This is a genomic window from Brassicibacter thermophilus, assembly GCF_055378355.1.
On sequence record NZ_AP042446.1, the window covers coordinates 2,535,304 to 2,558,744 of the forward strand.

The window sequence follows — 23,441 nt, forward strand, 5'->3', positions numbered from 1 at the left end:
GAAGTCCTCCTTAAGAGATTCTATTTTTCAAAGCTTCTATAAAATCAAGCTTATTTATTTTTTTATAAGTTGCTAATTGTGCTAAGGCTACAAAGGCTATAGTAAGAATTGATGTCATAATAAAATTTGAAACAGTAGGGTTCATCTCTATAGTGTATATTTCAGTGCTAAAAGTTTTTTCTAATGATGACACCATTGACTGACCTAATGGTATTCCTAATATTATCCCAAATACAGTCATTAGTATATTTTCCTTGGAAATAATATTAAAAATTTCTTTTTTTGAAAATCCCATAACTCTTAGTGATGAGAACTCTAGTCTTCTCTCAGCTATATTCATAATAGTTGAGTTGTATATTATTGCAAAACCTAGTATCCCTGCAAATATTATCATAGTACCTATAGAATATAGTGTAAGCTCAACAAATTCTTCAAATATAGACCTCATGTCTTCTAAGGACTGTATTGACGATATGTTCTTTACATTTTCAAGTTTTCCTTTCACATCATCATGAGAATCTAAATACACCCCTGTAATAAGTCCTTTATCTAGAAGCTGACTGCTCATAGTGTCAATGTCCATATATCCATTTGTTCCTAAAGATTGTTTTACAATCTCTTTTACTTCTATATAAATATCATCCTTATTAGGAATAAAAGTATTTATTTTTACCTTATCACCTTTTTCAACTCCTAAAAATCTTGCTAAACCTTCTGAAAGTACGATCCCTTCACTAGGTAAATTTATACTTTCTCTATTTAAGTTTTTGAATCCATAAAACTCTGTGTCTCTATTTACACCTATAATATTAGCAACAATTTTATTAGTACCATATACTATTTCAAATGGAAATTCTATCTTAGGTTCGATTTTTTCTATATCTACTATGTGTTTAATTTCATTTATTGCATTGGTGGTAAGAGGTTTACTGAAGTTAATATTATAATCCATCTTTTGAAATTCAGAATAATGATCATCAAATATATCATGCATAGCATTATTCATTAAAGAAGGTATAAGAGTTATAGCAAATGTCATTGATATCCCAAATGTAATAAATATAAATCTCTTTTTATTCCTAAGTATATTTCTCAATACCATTTTCCAGCTAAAGGATAATCGCCTCCACAATATATCAACACGATCTAAAAAAATTCTGCCACCTTGCTTTGGAGGTTCTGGTCTCATTGATTCAGCTGGCAATATTTTTAATACCTTTCTAGCTCCCCATATACCTGCTATAGTACAAAATATAATTGAAAGAATGATAGCTGAAAACATATATACATAATAAAATTTGAATTTAAGCATAGGTATATTAAAAAATTGTGCATACAATTTTGCTATACTGCCTGATAAAGCAGTACCAAGTATGACTCCTATTATTGAACCAATTAAGCCTATTATCATACTGAATTTAGTATAGTGCATAAGGACATTTATGTTGCTGTATCCAAGTGCCTTAAGTATCCCTATTGACATTCTGTCATTTCGTATCATTCTTGATAGCATAGCTGCTATTATTATTGCTGCAACTCCTAAGAATATCACCGGTACTGTGCTAGTTGTTTTCTTTACTCCACTTATTTCTTCTTCTACCATACGATTACTTAACTGTTCTTCACGGGTATATATTCTCTTAATTCCATATTGGTCTAACTCTTTTTCAATCTTATCTTTTACCATATCTACTTGGTCTTTATCTTCTACTGTAACTAATATTTCGTTATAGCTATCTTTAAAGCCAAAATTTTGTAGTGCAAATTCTTGTGAAACAAATATAATGCCGAATTTGTCTGGCATAGGCAATAAACTTTGTTCATTTTCCATAAGGTATACATACTCTGGACTTGCTACTATACCGCTAATGTTTAAATCGAAAGTCTTTCCTTCTATATAAGGTTTTATGGTATCGTTTATGTTCATATTCCTTGCATTAGCAAACTGCTCAATTACTAAAACGTCTTTATCTTTTGCTTCGATGTAATTACCTTCCTTAATATACAATTTGTTTATCATATTATTATCAGGTAGAGAAACAATTCTAGTTTTAACCTTTTCATCACTATCTTCTGTTTTTATCTGTACATCGAAGACTATCCTTCCTTCTACTTCGCTAACGCCATTAATCTTCTTTACTTTATCTAATGCAGACTCTGGTACTTTTGAGAATTGGATAAAAATGTCTGCAAAGTTTGTTTCATCATAATAATAATTCAAAGTATCCTCAAGGTTTACTATAGCAGTACTTAGTGCAGTATAAATAGTAAGCCCTACTATTACAAGAACTGTTATGGCTATAAACTGCCCTCTGGATTTATTTATAAGTCTTAAAAGCCTTAAATCTAATTTTTTCATTACCATGCAATCCTTTCAGGTTCAATCGGGTTTGGATTTACACTGTTTTCTATTATTTTTCCACTTCTCATTTTTATAACTCTATCACCCATATTGGCAATAGGAGAGTTATGTGTGATGATGACAACAGTTTTGTTATATTGTTTATTTATTTTATTTAATAGCGACAGTATAGATATGCCAGTTTTAAAATCCAATGCACCAGTAGGCTCATCACATAATAGCAGTAATGGATTTTTTGCTATTGCTCTAGCTATAGCTACTCTTTGCTGCTCTCCACCACTCATTTGAGAAGGAAAATGTCCCTTTCTATCACTTAGCCCTATGTCTTCAAAGATTTCATCAATATTAAGTGGGTCTTTACATATCTCTGTAGCAAGTTCAACATTTTCCCTAGCTGTTAAATTTGCCATAAGGTTATAAAACTGAAATACAAAGCCAACTTTATCTCTTCTATAATTAGTCAAATCTTTATCGCTATAATTAGTTATATCCTCACCCTGTAGATATACTTTACCTGTTGTTGGTTTATCCATTCCTCCAATTATATTTAGCAAAGTACTCTTACCAGAACCACTAGGCCCTAATATCACAACAAATTCCCCTTCATAAATTTCGAAGGAAACATCTTGAAGTGCATCTACTGTTACTTCTCCCATTTTGTATTGCTTTGATAAATTTTCTGTTTTCATTAAAATACTTTCATTCATAGTTTCACCCCATGTCTACATGTTTGACCACATGGTCAATGTATAATTATTATAACACCTGCTATTCATATAGTCAACAACACAACACAAAGGGATGGTTCTCGTGTGTTCGCTTATTGCTAATACACGAAAACCGTCCCTATCTATATAATTGAATTTACCAAGGAAAAAAAGCCAAAAAAATAACGATATTTTTAAGTTATACTTCTTTTTCTTGTAGTGTAACAGTATCTTTTACTGTGTACCCACCTTTCGGTAAAGTTTTACAATACTCAATCCTAACCGAATTTTCAGAAACTGTCACATTCAAGAAACCAGCAGAAGGGAGAATAATTCCTTCACTATAACCTTTTTCATCAGCTGTAGTAACCTTTGGCCGGCTTGTTCCAGTTGGCATCTCAAAATCAGGACGTTGTGTTAAAAATTCATATTCACCATCTTCATTATTGCCACCCCATTCATATAGGGAAGCTGCTGCAGCACCTCCTCGATGTTCTTCATCAATATCTCCCAAAAGATTGTTTCATTATTCACCTAACATCAGTGTATCTCCCAAATCCATAACAAATGATGGTGAATCAGAAATATCATCCTCTTTTTCTTCATTAGAATCTGAATTTGTCATTTGAGATGACACAGAATCTACATTTCTTACACATCTTACATAGTTATAAACCATTCGTATATCCCCTTGTGGTCCAAATGCAGAGGGGTAATCTTCAGGTTTCCCACTTTTTGGGTCGCTTCTCTGTGCTCCTGCACCGTGCACATCCATTAGCTTGCCATTCATAATCCCTTGTGCCTCTCCAAAGGCAATATATACTGCCGATGAATAAGGGTTTGCTCCATCTAAATGTGTTGTACTGCTCCAAAAGTAAGGATACTGTTTTTGTCCGTTCATATCTCGAATTTCAGAAATTTCAAAAATAGGGTCAATTGCTGCAGAATCAGTTGCCATAGGTGAACGACTGTAATCCACAATACTCTGCAATTCCTTAGCGTTCGGCAAACGCCAATCACTATACCCTGCTAACTCTAAATTTTCTGCATATTCTAAGGCATCTTGCCAATCCATACCCATACCACTGTCAGCTTTTTGCCACATAAGCCCTGTTGCTAAATCAGTTATGGTTCCATCTCCATTATCAACAAATTTATTTATTCCATACTCAGGATTTCCTCGTACAAAGCGAAAATACATTTTATTTTCTTTATTTTGTTTTTTCAAAGGATAACCTTTAATTCTTCCATCTACAAAATTGACACCAAAAATCGTTTCTGCATTATTCATAGTTTTTCCTGTATATATAGTAGATGACCATGTTTGAGCATCTATTTCTCGCTCGCCCTTTTCTGTATCCCCTAAAGGCTGTATAAAATAATCTGTATCGATAAATAGTCGATCTCCAGCTTTTTCCCCTCCCGATCTTCCTGTAAAAAGAATAAGGGAATATAACTCTTTGATGGTAGGTATTCGCCAATCATCATATCCTCCTAGTGTACAATTCTCAGCTGCCTCCAGTGCTTCCTCGTATGTCATTTTCTCTCCCATATCCTTTTGCCACATAAGACCAGTAACATTATCTGTAATAGTACCATCATTGTTATCCGTATAGCTAGGAGTATTAAACTGATAAGTTGCATCTTGACCATAAAATGGTTCTCCTTCAGATGGCTCATCAATTATTTCTGTATTACTATAAAAGTCTGTAACTCCAGTATCTGGAATGCGATATGAAAGTTCAACAGGTTTTGTTTCTTCTGAACTATCTGTTTTTGAACTATCTGTTTTGTTTTCTGTTTGATTGTACTGTGCAGTACTACAGCCACTAAGTAACAGTACTATAGCCATGACATATGAAATAAATTTTATATGCATTTCCCACTCCTCCAATCTACAAACAGCATAGGCAAAACTTTACTATTTTATTCTACAAAATAATAAAGAATTCTTTATTGCCTATGAACAATATATCTTACAAATCTAAAAGCAAAGAGGACAGCCCCATATATTCGCTTGTTGCGAACACAAAAGAACCGTCCCTCTTTGCCTTTTACTCTTGTTCACTACTTTTTACTTTGATTCCGTGACCTCTTCCTCTAACTCCTCTATCTCTCATTTTATCTTTTAATTGCTCTTTAAGTTCATCTACTGTAATGCCTTTTTCTTCAGCTAATTCTTCAAGTCTTTCTTCTCTATTTGCTTTCATTTCTGCTCTGTGTTCTTCTCTAATATCTTTAAGCCCATCTATAATATCTTTAAGTTCATCTAGTGTCATATCTTTTTCTTCAGCCAGTTCTGCAAGTTTTTCATCAATCTTCTGCTGCATTTCTTCCTTTCTATCTTCCATTTGTTGTTTTAATTCTTCAACAGTTATACCTTTTTCCTCAGCAATTTTTTCAAGTCTTTTTTCAATTTTAGGCTTACCAAATCCATTTCTAAATCCAAGATTTTCTTCACTTGTTGCTTCATCATCTGCAAGTACTGGAATTGCAAGAGATGCAACAAGGGAAACAGTTAACACAGATGTAACAATTCTTTTTAAAGTAGTGTTCATAAGCCATCCCTCCATTTTTTGTTTTTTATTTTTTCTCTTTTCAAATATATTTTAACCGATAATCTTTAATAAAATCTCCGCAAAACTGTGGCAAAATTGAGGTAAAAATTACATCTAAGTGATAATTTTAATCATTTATGATAAAATGATTTTGAGGTGATAATACTTTGGAAGATAAAAAATTAATTTACATAGCAGATGATGAGATTAATATCTGCAATATAATGAAATCATTTTTAGTTAAGGAAGGATATGAAGTAATAACATATAATGATGGTAAATCGCTACTTGATGCATTTATAAAAAAACCTGCAGATATGCTAATAATCGACATCATGATGCCAGAAATAGACGGGTACTCTCTTTGCTCTACCATAAGAGAACAAAGTAATGTGCCAATAATTATCGTTTCTGCTAAGGATAGTGAACCTGATAGAATTGCAGGGCTTACTTTGGGAAGTGATGATTATCTTACAAAACCCTTTAGTCCAATGGAGCTTATAGCTAGAGTAAAAAGCATTTTTCGCAGGATCGAATTAGATAAAAATGTCACAGCAACTAACGTGCTTAAAATACATGATATATCTATTAATCCTGATAGTAAGCAAGTAAAAGTAAATGATAAACCTATAAAATTGACAGGTATGGAATTTTCTGTACTTTATTACCTTGCTGTTAATAAAAATAAAGCAATAAGCCGAGATGAATTGTTGGATAAAATCTGGGGATTTAAAGATACAGTAGAAACACGTGCAACTGATGATGTGGTAAAAAGAATAAGAAAAAAACTATCACATGCAGGTTCATCACTTCGTATTGAAACAGTTTGGGGTTTCGGATTTAAAATACAAGAATAAGGGATATTACTATGAAAAAGACAACTATCAAATGGAGAATATTTAAATATAATTTATTTATCATAATAACAATGGTCATATTGATTTCCTTAATCTTTAACATTGTTATCCGATTTTATATGCAAAGAGATATCATCTCACAACTAAATAATATTGCTGAAAAAGTTGAAAATACAGTTTTGAAGCAAACCCCTGATTTTTTCTCAGATAATAATGAAACAAAACTTGGGGCAAAAAACGGAGGTCCACGTTTTAGAATTTATCTTTTACTTAATCCTTTATTAAGACAATCCGTTTCAATGCTTAATGCTAACTATATTTTGTTAGATAAAAATACTAATATTGTTAATAGTTTTATAGAAGAATCAAACTTTCCAAATGAACTGATCAGTGAAATAAGAGAAAAAATAACAGATGATAACAATATTTATGAACAAAATAAATTTGGTTTTAATATATCAAGTGCAAATTATGTAGCAATTGTTAAGTCTCTACCAAAAAATAGATTTTCAAACTTGCAGTGGATAGTAATTTATTCTAGCATAGAAAAGATAAAACAATTGCAATTAGTAATAAATATCATACTCCTTGCTATACTAATATTTTCTTCAGCTATAGCAATAATATTTTCTTCAATACTATCAAAAAAAATATCTGCACCACTTTCTTCTCTTAATAAGTATATAAGAAATATATCTGCAAGAAATTTTGACAATAAAATTAATATAGACATCGATGATGAATTTAAAGACCTTATAAATAATATTAATATAATGTCTGAAAAACTAAAAATTCATGACAAAGCTCAGAAAACTTTTTTACAAAATGCATCACACGAGTTTAGAACTCCTCTTATGTCTATCCAAGGTTATGCAGAGGGAATACAATATGACGTAGTAGAAAAAAATCAAGCTGCACAAGTAATTATCGAGGAATCAAAGCGTTTAACTTCATTAGTTGAAGACCTTTTATACCTCTCTCGTTTAGATGCAATAGAAGAAAATTACAATTTTGTAGAAGTTGACTTTAATCAATTTATTAGTAAATGTATTGAACGTGTAAATGGAATGGCAATTAAAAACAATATAAAGTTAAACTTAAATATTAATAATCAAATTAACCCTAGTCTTGTTGTAGACGAAGAAAAAATGTCCAGAGCAATCGTCAATATTCTCAGTAATAGTATCCGTTACGCAAAATCTGTAGTCAATGTTTCAGTAAGCATAGTAAATAACAATATAAAAATACAAATTACAGATGATGGCCCTGGGATAAATCCTGATGATTTGCCTTATATTTTCGATAGGTTTTATAAAGGTAAAAAAGGTAAATACGGCCTTGGACTTGCAATAAGCAAGACCATAATTAAAAAACATAAAGGTAGTATAAAAGCGAATAACAGAAAAACTTCTACAGGAGCCCAATTTGATATAACGCTACCCATCTAACACAAAAGGACGGTTCTCTTGTATTCACTATAAGCAAACACAAGAGAACCGTCCTTTTCATATAGTTACTTATTACAATAACAATTTACTATTTCCCCATAGTATATGGTATGATAATCTCCTGAATTGTACCATTTGCTATTCAATTCTTCATCTAAAAGCTGTGGATCCATAGCTTGTTTATACACTATTTTGCACTCATAAATCATCTGACAATTCCCTATTGCTGGTGATTTAACCATCTTACTTTCTTTTACGTCTAATGAACATTCTTTAAACTTGTCATAATCCCTTCCTGACTTGCTGCCACAAAAAGCCAATTCCTTCTTCATATTATCATCTAAAGGAATAGAAACAGTAAAATCTTTTGCATTTTCAATTAGTTCATAGGTATACCTGCTTTTTCTAACCAATACGGTAAAAACAGGTCTACCCCATTCATACCCTATGTTGCCCCAACCTATAGTCATGGTATTTGTCCTTCCGTCATTATCCTTTACAGTTAAAAATGCACCTCTTTTTTCCAAACTGTTCAATGCTTCTGATAAATTTAATTTGTAATCAAAATCCATAAATAATCCTCCTTTGTGCTTTAATTCTTTAATTATTCTATCTCTTTTTTCATCATTATCAAAAAATCCTAATGCAAACTTCTTTATAATCTTTTATTGTTTTAATAAACCTTTCATAATCCTCTTTTAAGCATCACATGATATATACTTGTGCTACTTTTTTCTCTTGCACTCCTTGGCATGATATTCCCCCTAGTTAATTTTACCATAAACTAGAAATAATCTCAACACAAGAGAACCATCCCCTTGTGTTAAGGTATCAATCCTAATCTATCTATAATAGTAATCATGCGGCATAAATCTTCTGTCAAGTTTAGCTCACCGTTTCCTGATCCAACTATAATGCCTTTTGCCACTAGCTTTTCTATTGATTGTCTATACCATGATGGCACATCTTCTAAAGTTTTATATATATTTACTTCTTCCTTTTCTACTAACCTAGATTTAAAATTCTCCCATCCTTCAACGTCTTCTACCCACATGGCAGGACATTTTTTCCCTGTCACATCGTAATGTCTTATTACTCTATCTACACTTATATCGTACTTTTTCATCAATTCCTTTACTAATTCAACTGCTGAATCTATTGTTGCATCGTCAAAATACCATTTGCCATCCTTATCTTTATGACAACAAAGTTCAATTCCTATTGAATTTGAATTTCTACATTCTTTATGTTTATATCCTACCTTAGAGCCACAATGCCATGCCGTATCTGTATCTAAAACACTTTGATATACTCCTGCAGTTGGTCCATGGTCTACAAAATAATGTGCCGATGCCTCCCTATTTGCCCCTTGAAAATACTTTAAGTTTGCCACTGCTGAACCAGTTGCCCCTACATAGTGAATAACTATATACTTTATTGGTAATGCCCTTCCTTTCATGTAGTTAGTAGGATGTGATTGTTTAAAATCTACTATTTTAACCATAAAATTATCCCCCCATTTTTCTTACTAGAGAAAATTGCGTAATCGGAGTTGAAAAAATTATGCTTTTTCCTCACTATAATATATATGAAAAATGGTGGGATTTAACTATATATATTTACTATTTCTCTTATTAATTTTTCTTTATCCTTAGGCAATATGCCTTTTATCTTAATTAAATTAGTTGGATGCGTTGTGTCAAATATCATAGGTTGTTTAGGCTCAAGATTTTCTATAAGAGTTTTTATTTCTTTTAATCGCTCACTTCCATCTGGAGGAATAAATTCACCTCTTTTTATCATTTCATTTAATTTAGTTCCATCAAATATCATTAGATTCATAGTTATAACCTTATTTGTTATAAACTGATTTATCATTTTAGCAGTTTCAACTGCATTATCTTCACATTCCCCCTTACCAGCTATACCATACATTATAATAGAATTAAAAGGAAGTTTTGCTTCATTAAGCTTTTTAGCTTGATTAATAGCTTCACCAACAGTATGTCCTTTATTCATCAGCTTTAATATATCATCTCTGCCTGTTTCAAAACCAATATATAGCAGTCTAAGTCCAGCATCATGAAGAATTGACAATTCCTCTACTGAATATCTGGTGATATTCTTTACTGAAGCATATGAAGATACTTGTGCACAATAAGGTAAATACTTATGTATCATATCTAACAATCGCTTCATTTTATCAAATCCTATAGACATAGGTTCTGCACCTGTCAAAAATACCTTTTCAGTATACTTATAAGCATTTAATAATTGCATCTCTATTTCTGAAAAAGATATTTCACTGTATTTATCATCCTTATACATGGAACAAAAGGCACATTTATTATATGAACATCCTGATGTTACTGGTATTAAAACCGTAGTCATCTCATCCTGTGGATAAAAAATAGAATCATTATTATACATATTATACATAGCTCCTCCTATTAACACAATTTTATGAATCTGACGCAGGGACGTCGTTTGTCATTAATTTTAAGATATATCAAATTGTGTCGTTATTTTTTTATAGCTCCCCTATTATGTCTCATATCAAATATCAACTCAATTAAACTCTTATGATATGGTATAAACTTTCCTTCATCGATTAATTGCATCACTTCTTCTTTTGTTGCCCACCTTATATCTTGAACTTCATCATATTGTAATACTAAAGAATTTATATCCACATCATCTTCTATAATATAATAATCATCAAATCCAAAACTAAAATTAATTGTAAAATATGGTCTTTCTGCTGATAAGTCAGCTTTATATCCTATTTCTTCAAGCAACTCTCTCTCAGCTCCTTGCGAGCTTGTCTCCCCTGATAAACAACTTCCTCCAACAGTTACATCCCACATATTAGGCCAACCTTTTTTAAATGGTTGCCTTTGCTGAATTAGCATCTGATTTTTTGAATTAAATAGACAAATATGTACAACTAAATGAAACTCATTAGCTTTTAACTCTTTAATATATCTAACAACATAATCTGCTACGTCAGTATCTAGATTATCATCCTGAAGAAAATAGCACGCACTAATACCTGCATTTTTTCCAGCTAATAAATCTAACTCTCTATCTCCAATCATTATTGTTTTCTTTGAATCTAAACCATACGTGTAAATCCACTATTTTTCGTTATTAGCCCACTAAATGATGATAATAACAACCACCTTACACAAATAGTCCTAACCATAACTGGATAAGTATCAAAAAGAGTTCCATCAAAATCCCATATAAAATTCTTATACATTATAAGCTCTGATAATCAAACCTGTCTCTAATCATCACTACACTAGGTTCTGATTCCAAATATCGTGAACTTTCGTGTTATTTGTTACATCAGGATCACCACAAAGGCTAATAGCTATATCTAAATCTTCTTCATCCCACGTGAAAAATCCCAATCACTCAGTTTTTAAAAAGTAGCCTTTCATCAAATCCACCCTTAATTTTGAAATAATATTGCTTCTCATCTGTATACTCTTTTAGTTTCTTAATATTCAAAGCAATATAAGTATTTCCACTAGTCAATTCTATCTCTACTAATTTGTTAAGTGTTTTTATGTAAATTTTATAAGAAATACTACTATTAGTTTCTGGATACCTTACCCATTGTCCTAACTTATAAGATAATTCGTTTTTAAAATCTCTCCTTAATCTAATTTTATTAAGACTATTGATAAAATTTTTAATTTTATCTTCATTTTTTATATTGAATTCCTTTATTAAATACTTATTATCATCTGTTATAACACCAATATCTTTTTGGATAATTTTCACTTCTTTAATTTCATCAATATCTACGCCAATAAAACTATTAATTCTATATTCTATAACAAATTGATTTAATATAGAAAAAAGCATAATACTAACTAATATAAATACTAAAATTGATTTAGAATATCTTTTCGACAAAATCAATAGTTTTGTCATAAATCTCCCCTTACTTATTCTAGTAATTATAATTTACATTAGTAATGTTATAATTTTGTATATCTCTACTTCCTTATCTGCTTTACTCTTTTTAAGGGAACACTATTAAAGGGGTTGAATGCGCTACAAGGATAGTTTTTATGCTACAAGATGTTTTAATAATAAAAGTCTACTTGCTTTAATTTTTATTTTAATAGTTCTATTTAATCGTGTTTTTCCCTTTAATATTAATTTGTTAACAGAAAATTTTCTTAAAATTAGTATTTACGCTAATATATGTTATATTAGATGTCAATTGAAACGTCCCCTTGTCATCCTGTCATCCTATATAATTCCGCAATACTCTTCAATTTTAACTTTTGAGTTAATAATATCATTTGAACTTTGTACAATCTCTAATATTATCTTTCCATCAAATTCCTTTAAGATATTAGTAAAAATATACTTATAATCAATATTGCCTTGTCCTATAGGTAAATGTTCATGAACCACTTCCAAATGTCTATCTGCAATATGCAGTATCTTAGGTTTTTTTATTTTTATCATATTCTTAAGATGTTCATAATTATCTATATGAGCTACATCGAGAAGAAACTCTAACTTTGGGTTTTGTTGAAACATAATCTCTATTTCATTTGTTTCATTAAATATTGGGTCTAATCTACTGTTATTTTCTAAATATAAGGTAATATTTTCTTTATCTAACCTCTCTAATGCAAATTTTACTTTATCTGATAGCTTATATATGGTTTTTGGAGTTATTTCTTCACTTTCACATATTGGATGAATTATTAACTCATTGTGTCCTAAATGTTTAATTATCTCAATTAATTTTGGCACATGTTCTTCAATTTCATTTACATCTAGAACAGCATGAATAATAGTAGGAAATTTATATTTACATTTCTGTCATACCATATTTGCATGAATTGAAAATTGTTGTTTCGTGCAAATTCTACTTCTGCTTCATAAGGATTAAAATATCTCGCTAAGCACCCTATCTGCATTATTTTCCCCTCCTTTTAAGGATATGTTCCATTACTATGACATCAACTCTTGACTTATCTTTTTTAACCATCTTGCTTCTTCTTATTTCAGTGAAATTCAATGACATCCAAAAAGAGTCCTAATCCTCTTCTTCTCAAGTTGCCATCAACCATTAATAGTCCAATCCATGCAATACCTTTATCTGGGTAATCAATAATAATATCCATAATTACCTCTAAGTTAGAATCCCGATAAAAACCAAATTTAAACTAAAATAAATACCACCCTAAATGTACACCTGCTTCATCTACAACCTTAACTTCAGTAAAATAAAGTCCTACACTCAAAACCTATTATAAACTTCCTAACTTATCAAATGGCCAAATTCTAAATAGTGCTTTCCCTTCAACACTTCTATAATCTACAAACCCAAACACTCTACTATCTTTGCTATTCTCTCTATTATCTCCCATAACAAATAACTTGCCTTCTGGTACAGTAACAGGATATTTAATATTATCATCAATTGTATTTCCCTTAATATATCCCTCATCTAACAATTTATCATTCACATAAACTTTGCCATCAAGAATGTCAATTTTATCACCAGGAACCCCTATAACTCTTTTAATATACCTATTTCTACGAGGATTCCTTTCAAACTTCCTTTTTATATCTTCTAAAGTAATTACAAATTTGTCAATAAACCCTTCATTGATTTCACCTTCAAGAAAAACAATTATATCACCAGCTTTAGGCTCTGAAAAATGATAAGAAATCTTATCTATATATAATTTTTCTCCATCAAATAAAGTATTCTCCATGGAAGGTCCTTTAACTTCAGTTATTGCAAATACTTCACTATTAATAAATACTGTAATAACAAATGCTATCATCAAACATAAAAACCATTCTATTCCTTCTCTTTTAATGCTTTTTTGTTTTCTTTCTTTCATAATCTTTTCACTCCTTTATATAATGAATACATAATGTACATACTTGCTATTTCCTCTATATTATTCTCATAATAAATACTATAGTTTCAACGTTGATTGCCCAATTTCATTAACAAAAATATCAATTTTATCACCGTTACTTAGATTTGGTTTATCCCATAACAAATAGCTTTTATTATGGTAGACTTTATCTTTATATGAATATGTATAATAAACTACAAATGGTGATTTTCTCTCAACCCGTATCCCTTTTTGTAAAGAAATTTTTTCTATTGTACCAACAATTTTTGTTCCCGTTGAAATTAACTCATTATGCAATTTTGCTTGTTTATAGCTAAAAATCTTGAATACTACTTGTATAATACAACAAGCTATACCTAAAAAACAAAATATTTGTCCTAACAAAATCTGGTCTTGCACAAGTGAATGTGCTGTCGGTTTTATAATATTTGCAAAACTTAAACAACCAAAGATAATAAATGCCAATCCTAAACATAAAAATATAAACGCGTATACATCACTCTTATATTTAGGCTTCTTCATAAATACACCTCTTTCTGTTATATGAGAAAATTGCATAATAAAATATTTCTTACCTTGTAGTAATTATGCATTTTCGTCAATTAATTGAATAATTTATTTTCTTTGAATATATTTCTTTTGTTTATTAAAGTCATAAATCCAAAATCATTCAAAATATGAATTATAATTGCAGTCCAAATACTTTTTGTGAAGTATACACTTACTGCACATATTAATCCTAATATCAATGAACCAATCCAAACAAACTGATTACTCCAAGTTTTTATATGCAACCCTAGAAATAATATTGACACCAATAAAATAGATACTATAGGATGAAATAATTTCAAAAGAGAAACAAAAATAATTCCTCGATATAAAAACTCTTCTGCTGGCAACTCTATAGCATACATTAATAAACTAGTATAGATTAATCCTCTATTCACTTCTTCTTTTCTCAACTTAATTCCTTTGGCCATTAAAATATGAATAATCATAAAACAAATTCCTATTATAAACCCATAAAAAGAAGATGTTGAAGATACATATAAAAATTTTTTATCAACAAAAAACAAAGCTACTATTCCAATTACTAAAAACAAAATAGGCATGATCATCTCCCTCCAGACACCGTTGAAATGACTTGCATAGGCTTGTCCACTGTAAAATTAACACAAGAGAACTGTCCCCTTGTGTTCTGTTTGTTAGGAACTGGAAGATGAAGCTGCTGCACTTGCTGCACATGCTGCAGCTATCATTGCCTGCTGTTGAGCTATTATTATAGCATTTATACTGTTGCCTAAAGCTACCTGTACAACTCCCTTCTTGATATTTTCTACATAAGAATCAGCAACTAAAGTTGCAGCTAGCATAGTTCTCATAGATTTATCGATGCTCCATGTCCCATAGCCTTTCTTTTCATAAATATAATCATATACTTCTTTTATTTCATCAATTATCTTATCTATATCAGATGCTACAAGTGCTAATACTCCTAAAGAGGCTAATCCATTGTACGCTAATTTTAACTTTTTCCCCTTTAATCCTTTATATATTTCGACTGTTTTCTTACATTTTACTTCAGCACTCTCTTCTCCAATAGCAAGGATATGCGAAAGTGTCTGAAGGTCATTACCCTTATGAAACCCATCTTCATTTAGATACCTATAACATTTTTCAATATCTTTAGAGGCTTTTTCTGCCTCTAAATCAGAAATTGCTAATACTGCTGCAAATACGTAATCATCACTAGAAGTTAACCAAAAATGATTTTCCTTCATATAATTATAGAAATCTCTCATTCTATCAATTCTATAATCCCATTCTTCCGAAGATACTTCTTTTGTAATAGTATAAGCAGCCAAAGGCAAATAAGCTGAACTTTTAAACTTTTTGTCTCTCATCTTCTTATTTACTTCCAACATATTATTAAAAAATGTTTCATAATCTTCTTCAAAAGATAAAAGATTTGATAATATAAATCCATTAGTACCTCTATAATTAGAGAATGTACCTGTTTTACTTTTGATGTATTTGACAATTTTTTCAATGATACTTACATCAACCTTTTTTCCATTAATTGAATGAACTAACGCTCCAAAATGTTTTGCTAAATTTGATTCCCATTTAAATCCTTTTTTTAGCTCATAATAATTGTCAACCATTAAATCTACTTTTGCTTTCACTTCAGTATTCATTAAATTCCTCCTATTATTATAAATAATCAAATCCTTTGTATACCTCTTAAATTTTCTCTATTCTAGCAGTAGGAAAAGTAATATGAAAAGGGTCTACCTCGATTACACCTATTAATCTTTCTTCTGAAACATCAGGAAACATTTCTTGATTTATCTTTAATCTTTTTATTTTAGCTAGTCTACCCTTACCACTACCAGAAAAAGAAGTATAATAATCTTTTCCTTCATATCGTTGAATTAATGGAAATGGAAGCACCTTTGTACTAATAGGAAATGGTACCTTACCTGAATCAATCTCAAAATCAGCAATCAGCTTATCATCATTACTTACAACAATTCTTTCTTTTGATTCATCTATCAATTCAAACCTAAAATCTGCTTTTTCCTTAGGTATTCCCCAATTATTTCTTCCATTCACTACGCTGTCCAATGTTGAAACATATATTTTAGTTATAGAATATAGTCTTTTTTCTTTATATTTAAACTTGCCTGGAATAAACAACAACTCACCGTAAGGTCCAACATTCGAGGATTCATAATCTACAAGCATAATAAATCCAAATCCTCCTAAGCTCTTACCATGTAAAAAATCATGAACAAAAGCTTTCTCTTTAACAAAAGATCTTTTTAGCTTATAGACAAGAATATAACCCTTGCCAGATAAATGCCAAGGTGCTGGTTTAAGAGTGGTCATCACTTATCCCTTCTTTTTTTCAAATAATTGATATATCTTTTATTTTCATTCATAACATATAATTTAAAAGCAAAAGGAAGAAAATTCTTCGTAAAAACAAATGCTTTTGATGGGTATATATTCTTTTTATCTTTTTTTATTCCAGAAATAATACAGTTAGCAACATGATTTACATTTTGCATAGGCCATGGTGGGGGAGCATTATTTGCGTTTTTGAAAAATTGTGTCTTAGTGGCTATAGGAAATACAACTTGAAAATGCTGGTTTTTATTTAATTCATACCTATAAGCATCAGCAAATCCTCTCAATGCCGCTTTAGTGGCACTATATAGAGAATATCCTGGCAAAGATAAAAATCCCATAGCACTGGAAGTACATACAAAGTTGTATGGTTTATCATAATATAGCTCTTTCATCTTCATAGCACTATACATCACACTATAAGCATTTGTTTTAAATATTTTTTCTATATGTTCTAAATCAGCCTTTTCGATTTTTTCATAATATGCAAATCCTGCATTAGCAATAAAGATATCAATATACCCCAATTTTTCTATAGAATAATCAAATAAAGCATCAATTTCTTCTTTCTTAGAAACATCACATGTAAAAGTATATAATTTTTCATCTTGCAAAGAAATTTTATTTATACTTCGAGAAGCAGCTACTACATTACAATTTGACTTTAAAAGAAGATGAACAAGTTCTAAGCCAATGCCAGAAGAACCCCCAGTAACAACTACATTTTTTCCCGAAATATCCATATTCATCTCTTCCCTTCATTTCTAATATACTCTAAAAGCTATGATATTATTATAACATAAAACATATGAAAATCATTTTTGCAAAGTATAATGTTCCATTATATATAAAAAATAGCACATGAGAACCGTTCCCATGTGCTAATCCATTATTTCTTTTATAATTCTAAGGTAATTTTTATAACATATCTTTTCAATATCATCTTGGTTGTAACCTCTTTTTTCAAGTAAATTAATAAAATTCGCACTCTTTGAGATGTCCTCAAATCCTTTTGTCCCAACATAATTATCTTGAGTAAAACCTGTAACAGTATTGCTTTGCAAATATTCAAAGAAGTCAAAGCCTAATCCTACATGGTCTATACCCATTAATTCAACCATATGGTCTAAATGATCTACTAAATGCTCAACATCTCTTTTTTCTTTATCCATATGTACAAATTCATTAAAAGCATTTAATCCTACTAAACCCTTTCTTTCTGCAATTGCTTTCAATTGGTCGTCAGTAAGATTTCTTGGTACATTACATAACTTTCTGCAGTTTGAATGAGAAGCAATAAAAGGTTTTGTAGTATTTTCATAAACATCCCAAAAAGTTTTATCATTTGCGTGAGATACATCTACGATAATTCCTAATTTCTCCATCAGCTTTAAAGCTTCAATGCCAAATTTGGTAACTCCTCTATCTGGACTACCCTCTATTCCCGTTGCCAACTCATTTTCTTCATTCCAAGTAAGAGACATATGCCTAACACCAAACATATATAGTGCATTGATTAAATTGACTCTATTACCAATAGAACTTAATCCTTCCATTCCAATAATTATTGCAAGTTTACCTTCTTCTAATGCTTTCGTAAAATCCTTGCTGTTATGGACTATTTTTATTACATCTTGGTTTTCCATTATTTCTGAACTCATATGTTCAAGCATTTCTAAAGCTCTCTCTTTAGGCCTTTTATCATGAGGAGGATCTGCCCAAATTACAAATATCCCCCCAATCATATTACCTTTTTTAAATCTATCCAAATGCATATTTTTTATTATGTCTTTGTAACCTGCTTGTCTTTTTATTGTTACATCTGTCCAAATATCACCGTGTCCGTCAAATATCATTTAATTACCCCCAATTTTTACATCATAGATAATAATTGCCCAATAAATATTCCACAATAATTTCCTACTACATATCCAAGTGTACCTGCTAGTATTATAGGTACTACTATCTTATTCCAACCTTTAGCTATAGCCATAGCTGCAGCAGTAGTTGGCCCACCTATACAAGCATTTGAAGCTAAAAGTATCTCCTCTAAATTAAATTTAAATAGCTTTCCAAATATTAAACTTACTATCATATTAATTAATACAATTATAGCACAAAAAACTAAAAGTAAAGGAGATTTAGTAACTATTAACCGAATAGAAGCTGGTACTCCTATTACTACGAAGAATATATAAATGAGGAAAGTTCCAATTTCTGAAGCACCGTTGATATTACCAAAAAAGTTTGGCAAATATGTTGCAAAAATAACTGTTAAAGTAGTAATAATTAAGTACTTATTACCTAATAAACCATTTAATAACTCTAATCCAAAATTACCAGTTGGTATTACTGAAGCAAAGAAGGAAGCTAATTGATCTGAAATTGCTACTATTACAAAAGCTGAACCCATTGCAAATGCAATGTCCTTTAGTGAAACCTCTTTTCTTTCCCAATATTGAGCTGCTCTTGTCTTGCCTTCTTTATCTTCTCCAATCTTTTCTAACTCATCAATATGTGGATGACTGTAATGTTTTTTGAAAAATTTTAATGATGGTATCCCAATAAGAACGAAGAAATATAAAGCCATAAGTAAATTGTCAGCTACAACTAATGCAGAAACCATCTCTCCTGGTGTAGAAAAGTTATCTGACATTGCAACAAAATTTACTCCTCCGCCTATGTAAGAACCAGTCATCATTCCTGCCATCTTATACAATTGTGGTATTTTATCTTTTAGTAATAAAAATGCTACTATTGCACCTATCATTGTACCTACAGCACTTAATAAGAATATAACTACTACTTTTCCACTTTCTTTCCATATCTTCTTAACATTTGCACTATAAAGAAGAAGCGGCAAAGCCAGTGGTACTACATAACCCCAAACTATATCATAAGTTGGAGCAGATGTTGGGATTATTTTTAAATTTGCTAAAACCAGCGCACCTACCAAACCTATTATTGCCCCAGTAACCTTCGATGCCCATTTGTAAGTTTGTTCTAACCAAATACTAACAGCTGCCCAGCCTACTAATATAGCCCACAATGCCCATGTGTTATCTGGACTGATTAAAGTTCCTGACACTATATCTCCCCCTTTTTTATTTAATTACGAAGAATATTCTTCATAATATTCTGTTAATTTATATTATATTATATTTTTTCATATTATTCAATATATTGAAACTTGTTTCAATATATTGAATAATATAATTTTCTCATACAATTTCCTCTTCCTATGTATCTTTCAAAATATTATGATAAAATATAAATGAAAAATTGCATAAAAAATATTTTAAAAAATGTTGAACTTATAATAATTATACAAATTTCTCATATTAGAATACTACTAAGTAGGAGTGATATAAATGAACATAGATATCGGCTCAAAAATAAAAAAAATAAGAAAAAGTAAAAATATGAGTATTGCAAAATTAGCTGAAATATCAGGCCTTAGTTCTGGCCTTATAAGTCAGATAGAACGTAATATAGTTAATCCTTCTATTACTTCTCTTTGGAGCATTGCAAAAAGTTTGGAAGTTTCCATAGGATATTTTTTTAACGAAGAAGAAATAAAAAGTACAAATCCTATTGTTAAAAAGAATAATAGAAAAAGAATAGTTACTTCTGAAGTAAATGCTACATATGAACTGCTATCACCTGATCTAAATAGGAAAATAGAATTTTTATATATTACTATAAAGCCTGGAGATTGTTCAAGAAAAGAACTTATAAGCCACGAAGGTGAAGAAGGAGGATTAGTTCTTAAAGGAAAATTAATGGTTAAAACTGAAAATCAAGACTACATATTAGAAGAAGGAGACAGTATTTATTTTGACAGCACTATACCTCATAGGTATATAAACATTGGAGATGAAGATTGTATATCTGTTTGGGCAATGACTCCTCCAAGTTTTTAGAAATAATTATAGGTATAAACACACGAGAACCGTTCCCGTGTGTTCCACATATGTTCGTGTGTTCGAGTATTATTGTATTGTTCCGCCTAGGTTAACTTTTAAGTCCTTTTCTTTGTAGTCAACGATTGCTTCTATTGCGTATTCTAAACCTTTAGCTATTGTTTCAACAGGTAGAGATGGCATTTTAGGTTTATCTAACACTTGTCCCATTTCATATGGTACATGAATAAATCCACCTATAGTCCCAGGAAATTCTTTACTAATGTTATACAATGTAGTATACATTACTGCATTGCACACATAAGTTCCCGCTGTATATGAAATAGATGAAGGAATACCATTCTTTCTCATGTTATCAACCATTGCCTTAATAGGAAGTGTTGAAAAATAAGCTGTTTCACCATCTTCTCTAAGTAGTTGGTCTGATGGCTGGTCTCCTTCGTTATCAGGAATTCTAGCCTCTACATAATTAATAGCAACTTTTTCTACAGTAATTCCGCATCTTCCACCTGCCTGTCCTACATTAAGTACTGCATCAGGTTTGTATTTTTTCATGGCTTCTTTTACTACTTCAGGAGCTTTGGCAAATACTGTAGGAATCTCTAACTTTATTATTTCTGCTCCTTTTATTTTTTGAGGAAGCAATTTTACCGCTTCATAAGCAGGATTTACCTTTTCCCCACCAAATGGATCAAAACCAGTTACTAATATTTTCATTCTACCCACCCTTTCTTTTTTAATTAAGGTTAAATTTTGAACCTATAGTAATTATGCAATTTCCTCAATTTTAAAAATACACACTTTGTATCGTAACCTTCCCTTTATCAACTATATGCCTGTTATCAAAATATATATCAGCATTATGTGTTACTAAATCAAAATGACCGCTAGCATCATGCTGCCCTCCCAATGCAAAATTTCGTCCTAGGCCTATATGAAATGTACCATATGCTGATTCATCCTCAATATAGCAATCACCATTACACCTTGCCTTAGAATTTAACCCTATTCCAAATTCGGCACCATAATACATACGTGCATCATTAAATGATTCCAAGTACTCTTTTAAAATCCTACCACTTTCTGAATTTTCGATATTGACAATTTTCCCTTCTTCGAAAAATATTTTAAAAGGAGTCTCTACCTTTCCAATATATCCATATGAACCATCAAGCACCAAAATACCATTTGTAGCAGTCTCAACAATTGGAATATATACTTCTATGCTAGAAGAAGAAAAACCTCCTCCATCTTCAACATTTCCATTAAAGAAACCTGGTTTTCTCCCTTTCATGCTCAAATGTAGATCTGTTCCAAGTTTTGTTTTTACATGAATTTTACTTGAACCTTTAATATTTTTCATAAGTAAATTTGCTTTAATCTTGCTTATTTCTGTATTTTCTGTCATAAAATCAAATGCAAGCATAGATACACCATTATTAGTGGATAGAGGTAAAGACACATACTTTTTCCCAAATGCAATTGCACGCTTAGCTGCAAGAGTTGTAACAAGAGAGTATTCTGTTGCACCTATTATTGCATCGTATGGATCAAATATTTTATCATTTTTATCAAAATAAACGCCTACTGTTTTCCCACCTTTTTCTACAAGCATTACATCTACAGAAGCTCCAACTTCTTTTGCATAAGCCTTTAAAATATTAGCTTCTTTCAAATGGTGATCACTTGTAACTATCAAAAGATTTTCTTTAGGTTTCAAAAGAAGCCAATCATTTATGACTATTTTCGCACCTCTTGCAATTAGTTCATCCAAAATACCACCCTCATTATATTACATGCCAAACATTAACATATATATTATCTGAAACGTTACAATTGCAATGGCAGGTACAATTTGTTTTTTAATAACTCCCCACTTATCATTCATCTCCAAAATAGCAACTGGAACGATATTAAAGTTTGCTGCCATAGGAGTACATAAAGTACCACAGTAACCACAAGTCAATGCTAACATTCCACAGATTACAGGGTCAGCACCTAAAGCAAATACGAAAGGTCCACCTATCCCAACTGTCATAACTGTAATAGCTGCAAAAGCATTACCCATGATCATAGTAAATAGCATCATGCCTATAGCATATACGATAATACCAACTGCTAAATTTCCTTCAGGAATAATGTTTCCAACTAAAGCTGAAATAACGTCACCAACACCTGCTAAAGTAAATATATTACCTAATACTCCAAGTAAGCAAGGAAGTAAACAAATAGGTCCAATTATTGAAAGAAATCTTTCTGAATCGTCAAAATAAGTCTTAACAGTATTTTTATTATTAAATATTGTTAATAAAATTATACCTACTATAACACCAACTCCCATACCAACAAGAGAACTGATACCAGGAATAAATGCAAAAATCAAAGCAAATATACCTATTCCAAGAGCTGGAATAAATATTTTCATCCCTATTTTCTTAAAATCAGCAGCCTGTTCTTCAGGAGTTGCTACATTTGAATGTCCTGGCTTAACCTTTTTCAATATTGCAGGGACCATCATTGCTAAAACTATAATACCATTAATAACATTGCCATTTGGTAAGTTCCCTATAAATCTTCCAAATGCCATAAGAACTCCAAATAGAAACCAGAAAATAAAAGTGCCTATTCTTGAAGGATTTTCTTTATCCTTTAAATTCTTAAATGCAGCATATAAACAGATAATTCCACAAATAATATATAATATTTCAAGTAACTTAGTTCCTAAAGTTACATCTGGACTTAGAAAAAATGACATATAATTACC

Annotated in this window: 27 protein-coding genes; 3 read left to right on the forward strand and 24 right to left on the reverse strand. The window is 30.7% G+C overall.

Features of this window, described 5'->3' with window-relative positions; all coding sequences use genetic code 11:
* Positions 1-10: 10 nt before the first annotated feature.
* The 5 genes from ACZ41D_RS12130 to ACZ41D_RS12150 all read right to left on the reverse strand — a co-directional run bounded on the left by ACZ41D_RS12130 (position 11) and on the right by ACZ41D_RS12150 (position 5,627).
* The gene (locus ACZ41D_RS12130; protein ID WP_464151675.1) at positions 11-2,359 is read right to left on the reverse strand and encodes an ABC transporter permease; all 2,349 of its coding nucleotides are present in this window, start codon (positions 2,357-2,359) and stop codon (positions 11-13) included.
* A complete protein-coding gene (locus ACZ41D_RS12135; RefSeq protein WP_464151676.1) occupies positions 2,359-3,069 on the reverse strand; it encodes an ABC transporter ATP-binding protein in 711 nt (236 codons plus the stop codon). The genes ACZ41D_RS12130 and ACZ41D_RS12135 overlap by 1 nt, the downstream gene beginning before the upstream one ends.
* A 199-nt stretch (positions 3,070-3,268) precedes the next feature.
* Positions 3,269-3,583: a hypothetical protein gene (locus tag ACZ41D_RS12140; protein ID WP_464151677.1), complete on the reverse strand. Its 315-nt coding sequence runs from the start codon at positions 3,581-3,583 to the stop codon at positions 3,269-3,271.
* Positions 3,584-3,595: 12 nt separating this feature from the next.
* Entirely contained in the window at positions 3,596-4,948 is a 1,353-nt protein-coding gene (locus ACZ41D_RS12145; RefSeq protein ID WP_464151678.1) for an Lcl C-terminal domain-containing protein, read from the reverse strand.
* A 175-nt stretch (positions 4,949-5,123) separates the two neighbouring features.
* Complete coding sequence (locus ACZ41D_RS12150; RefSeq protein WP_464151679.1) at positions 5,124-5,627, reverse strand: hypothetical protein; 504 nt, start codon at positions 5,625-5,627, stop codon at positions 5,124-5,126.
* Between the two features lie 167 nt (positions 5,628-5,794).
* Between ACZ41D_RS12150 and ACZ41D_RS12155 the strand changes: the two genes are divergently transcribed.
* Together ACZ41D_RS12155 and ACZ41D_RS12160 are read left to right on the forward strand one after the other, a co-directional pair.
* Positions 5,795-6,484 carry a response regulator transcription factor gene (locus ACZ41D_RS12155; protein WP_464151680.1) on the forward strand — a complete coding sequence of 230 codons (690 nt, stop codon included), beginning with the start codon at positions 5,795-5,797 and terminating at the stop codon, positions 6,482-6,484.
* A gap of 11 nt (positions 6,485-6,495) precedes the next feature.
* Positions 6,496-7,932 (forward strand): sensor histidine kinase, encoded by a 1,437-nt coding sequence (locus ACZ41D_RS12160; RefSeq protein ID WP_464151681.1) that lies wholly within the window; start codon positions 6,496-6,498, stop codon positions 7,930-7,932.
* A 65-nt stretch (positions 7,933-7,997) separates the two neighbouring features.
* Here the strand turns inward: ACZ41D_RS12160 and ACZ41D_RS12165 are convergent, their stop codons facing one another.
* From ACZ41D_RS12165 to ACZ41D_RS12240, 16 genes are all read right to left on the reverse strand, one after another.
* Positions 7,998-8,504, reverse strand: a complete 507-nt coding sequence (locus ACZ41D_RS12165) for a flavin reductase family protein (RefSeq protein WP_464151682.1) — start codon at positions 8,502-8,504, stop codon at positions 7,998-8,000.
* A gap of 251 nt (positions 8,505-8,755) precedes the next feature.
* Positions 8,756-9,436 carry a peptidoglycan recognition protein family protein gene (locus tag ACZ41D_RS12170; RefSeq protein WP_464151683.1) on the reverse strand — a complete coding sequence of 227 codons (681 nt, stop codon included), beginning with the start codon at positions 9,434-9,436 and terminating at the stop codon, positions 8,756-8,758.
* 101 nt (positions 9,437-9,537) lie between these two features.
* Positions 9,538-10,362, reverse strand: a complete 825-nt coding sequence (locus tag ACZ41D_RS12175) for a radical SAM protein (RefSeq protein ID WP_464151684.1) — start codon at positions 10,360-10,362, stop codon at positions 9,538-9,540.
* 92 nt (positions 10,363-10,454) lie between these two features.
* Complete coding sequence (locus ACZ41D_RS12180) at positions 10,455-11,030, reverse strand: NUDIX hydrolase (protein WP_464151685.1); 576 nt, start codon at positions 11,028-11,030, stop codon at positions 10,455-10,457.
* A 17-nt stretch (positions 11,031-11,047) separates the two neighbouring features.
* Entirely contained in the window at positions 11,048-11,194 is a 147-nt protein-coding gene (locus ACZ41D_RS12185) for a hypothetical protein (protein WP_464151686.1), read from the reverse strand.
* Between the two features lie 158 nt (positions 11,195-11,352).
* Positions 11,353-11,877: a hypothetical protein gene (locus ACZ41D_RS12190; RefSeq protein WP_464151687.1), complete on the reverse strand. Its 525-nt coding sequence runs from the start codon at positions 11,875-11,877 to the stop codon at positions 11,353-11,355.
* A gap of 324 nt (positions 11,878-12,201) precedes the next feature.
* Positions 12,202-12,717: a TIM barrel protein gene (locus tag ACZ41D_RS12195; RefSeq protein WP_464151688.1), complete on the reverse strand. Its 516-nt coding sequence runs from the start codon at positions 12,715-12,717 to the stop codon at positions 12,202-12,204.
* A 23-nt stretch (positions 12,718-12,740) separates the two neighbouring features.
* Complete coding sequence (locus tag ACZ41D_RS12200) at positions 12,741-12,884, reverse strand: hypothetical protein (protein ID WP_464151689.1); 144 nt, start codon at positions 12,882-12,884, stop codon at positions 12,741-12,743.
* Positions 12,885-13,217: 333 nt separating this feature from the next.
* Positions 13,218-13,820 carry a signal peptidase I gene (gene lepB / locus ACZ41D_RS12205; protein ID WP_464151690.1) on the reverse strand — a complete coding sequence of 201 codons (603 nt, stop codon included), beginning with the start codon at positions 13,818-13,820 and terminating at the stop codon, positions 13,218-13,220.
* 78 nt (positions 13,821-13,898) lie between these two features.
* Positions 13,899-14,363 carry a hypothetical protein gene (locus ACZ41D_RS12210; protein ID WP_464151691.1) on the reverse strand — a complete coding sequence of 155 codons (465 nt, stop codon included), beginning with the start codon at positions 14,361-14,363 and terminating at the stop codon, positions 13,899-13,901.
* A gap of 80 nt (positions 14,364-14,443) precedes the next feature.
* Positions 14,444-14,953, reverse strand: a complete 510-nt coding sequence (locus ACZ41D_RS12215) for a lysostaphin resistance A-like protein (protein WP_464151692.1) — start codon at positions 14,951-14,953, stop codon at positions 14,444-14,446.
* Positions 14,954-15,046: 93 nt separating this feature from the next.
* Entirely contained in the window at positions 15,047-16,039 is a 993-nt protein-coding gene (locus tag ACZ41D_RS12220) for a DUF4003 family protein (protein ID WP_464151693.1), read from the reverse strand.
* A gap of 46 nt (positions 16,040-16,085) precedes the next feature.
* Complete coding sequence (locus ACZ41D_RS12225) at positions 16,086-16,733, reverse strand: acetoacetate decarboxylase family protein (RefSeq protein ID WP_464151694.1); 648 nt, start codon at positions 16,731-16,733, stop codon at positions 16,086-16,088.
* Positions 16,733-17,503: an SDR family NAD(P)-dependent oxidoreductase gene (locus ACZ41D_RS12230; RefSeq protein WP_464151695.1), complete on the reverse strand. Its 771-nt coding sequence runs from the start codon at positions 17,501-17,503 to the stop codon at positions 16,733-16,735. The genes ACZ41D_RS12225 and ACZ41D_RS12230 overlap by 1 nt, the downstream gene beginning before the upstream one ends.
* Positions 17,504-17,635: 132 nt before the next feature.
* Positions 17,636-18,610 (reverse strand): dipeptidase, encoded by a 975-nt coding sequence (locus ACZ41D_RS12235; protein ID WP_464151696.1) that lies wholly within the window; start codon positions 18,608-18,610, stop codon positions 17,636-17,638.
* 17 nt (positions 18,611-18,627) lie between these two features.
* Positions 18,628-19,842: a DUF819 family protein gene (locus ACZ41D_RS12240; RefSeq protein WP_464151697.1), complete on the reverse strand. Its 1,215-nt coding sequence runs from the start codon at positions 19,840-19,842 to the stop codon at positions 18,628-18,630.
* A 283-nt stretch (positions 19,843-20,125) separates the two neighbouring features.
* Between ACZ41D_RS12240 and ACZ41D_RS12245 the strand changes: the two genes are divergently transcribed.
* Positions 20,126-20,677 (forward strand): helix-turn-helix domain-containing protein, encoded by a 552-nt coding sequence (locus tag ACZ41D_RS12245; RefSeq protein ID WP_464151698.1) that lies wholly within the window; start codon positions 20,126-20,128, stop codon positions 20,675-20,677.
* Positions 20,678-20,746: 69 nt separating this feature from the next.
* Here ACZ41D_RS12245 and pcp read toward each other — a convergent pair whose 3' ends face one another.
* The 3 genes from pcp to ACZ41D_RS12260 form a co-directional block, all read right to left on the reverse strand.
* On the reverse strand, positions 20,747-21,394 hold the full coding sequence (pcp, locus tag ACZ41D_RS12250) for a pyroglutamyl-peptidase I (protein ID WP_464151699.1): 648 nt from the start codon (positions 21,392-21,394) through the stop codon (positions 20,747-20,749).
* A 70-nt stretch (positions 21,395-21,464) separates the two neighbouring features.
* The gene (locus ACZ41D_RS12255; RefSeq protein WP_464151700.1) at positions 21,465-22,451 is read right to left on the reverse strand and encodes an aminopeptidase; all 987 of its coding nucleotides are present in this window, start codon (positions 22,449-22,451) and stop codon (positions 21,465-21,467) included.
* A gap of 18 nt (positions 22,452-22,469) precedes the next feature.
* The gene (locus ACZ41D_RS12260; RefSeq protein WP_464151701.1) at positions 22,470-23,432 is read right to left on the reverse strand and encodes a DUF979 domain-containing protein; all 963 of its coding nucleotides are present in this window, start codon (positions 23,430-23,432) and stop codon (positions 22,470-22,472) included.
* Positions 23,433-23,441: the final 9 nt, after the last annotated feature.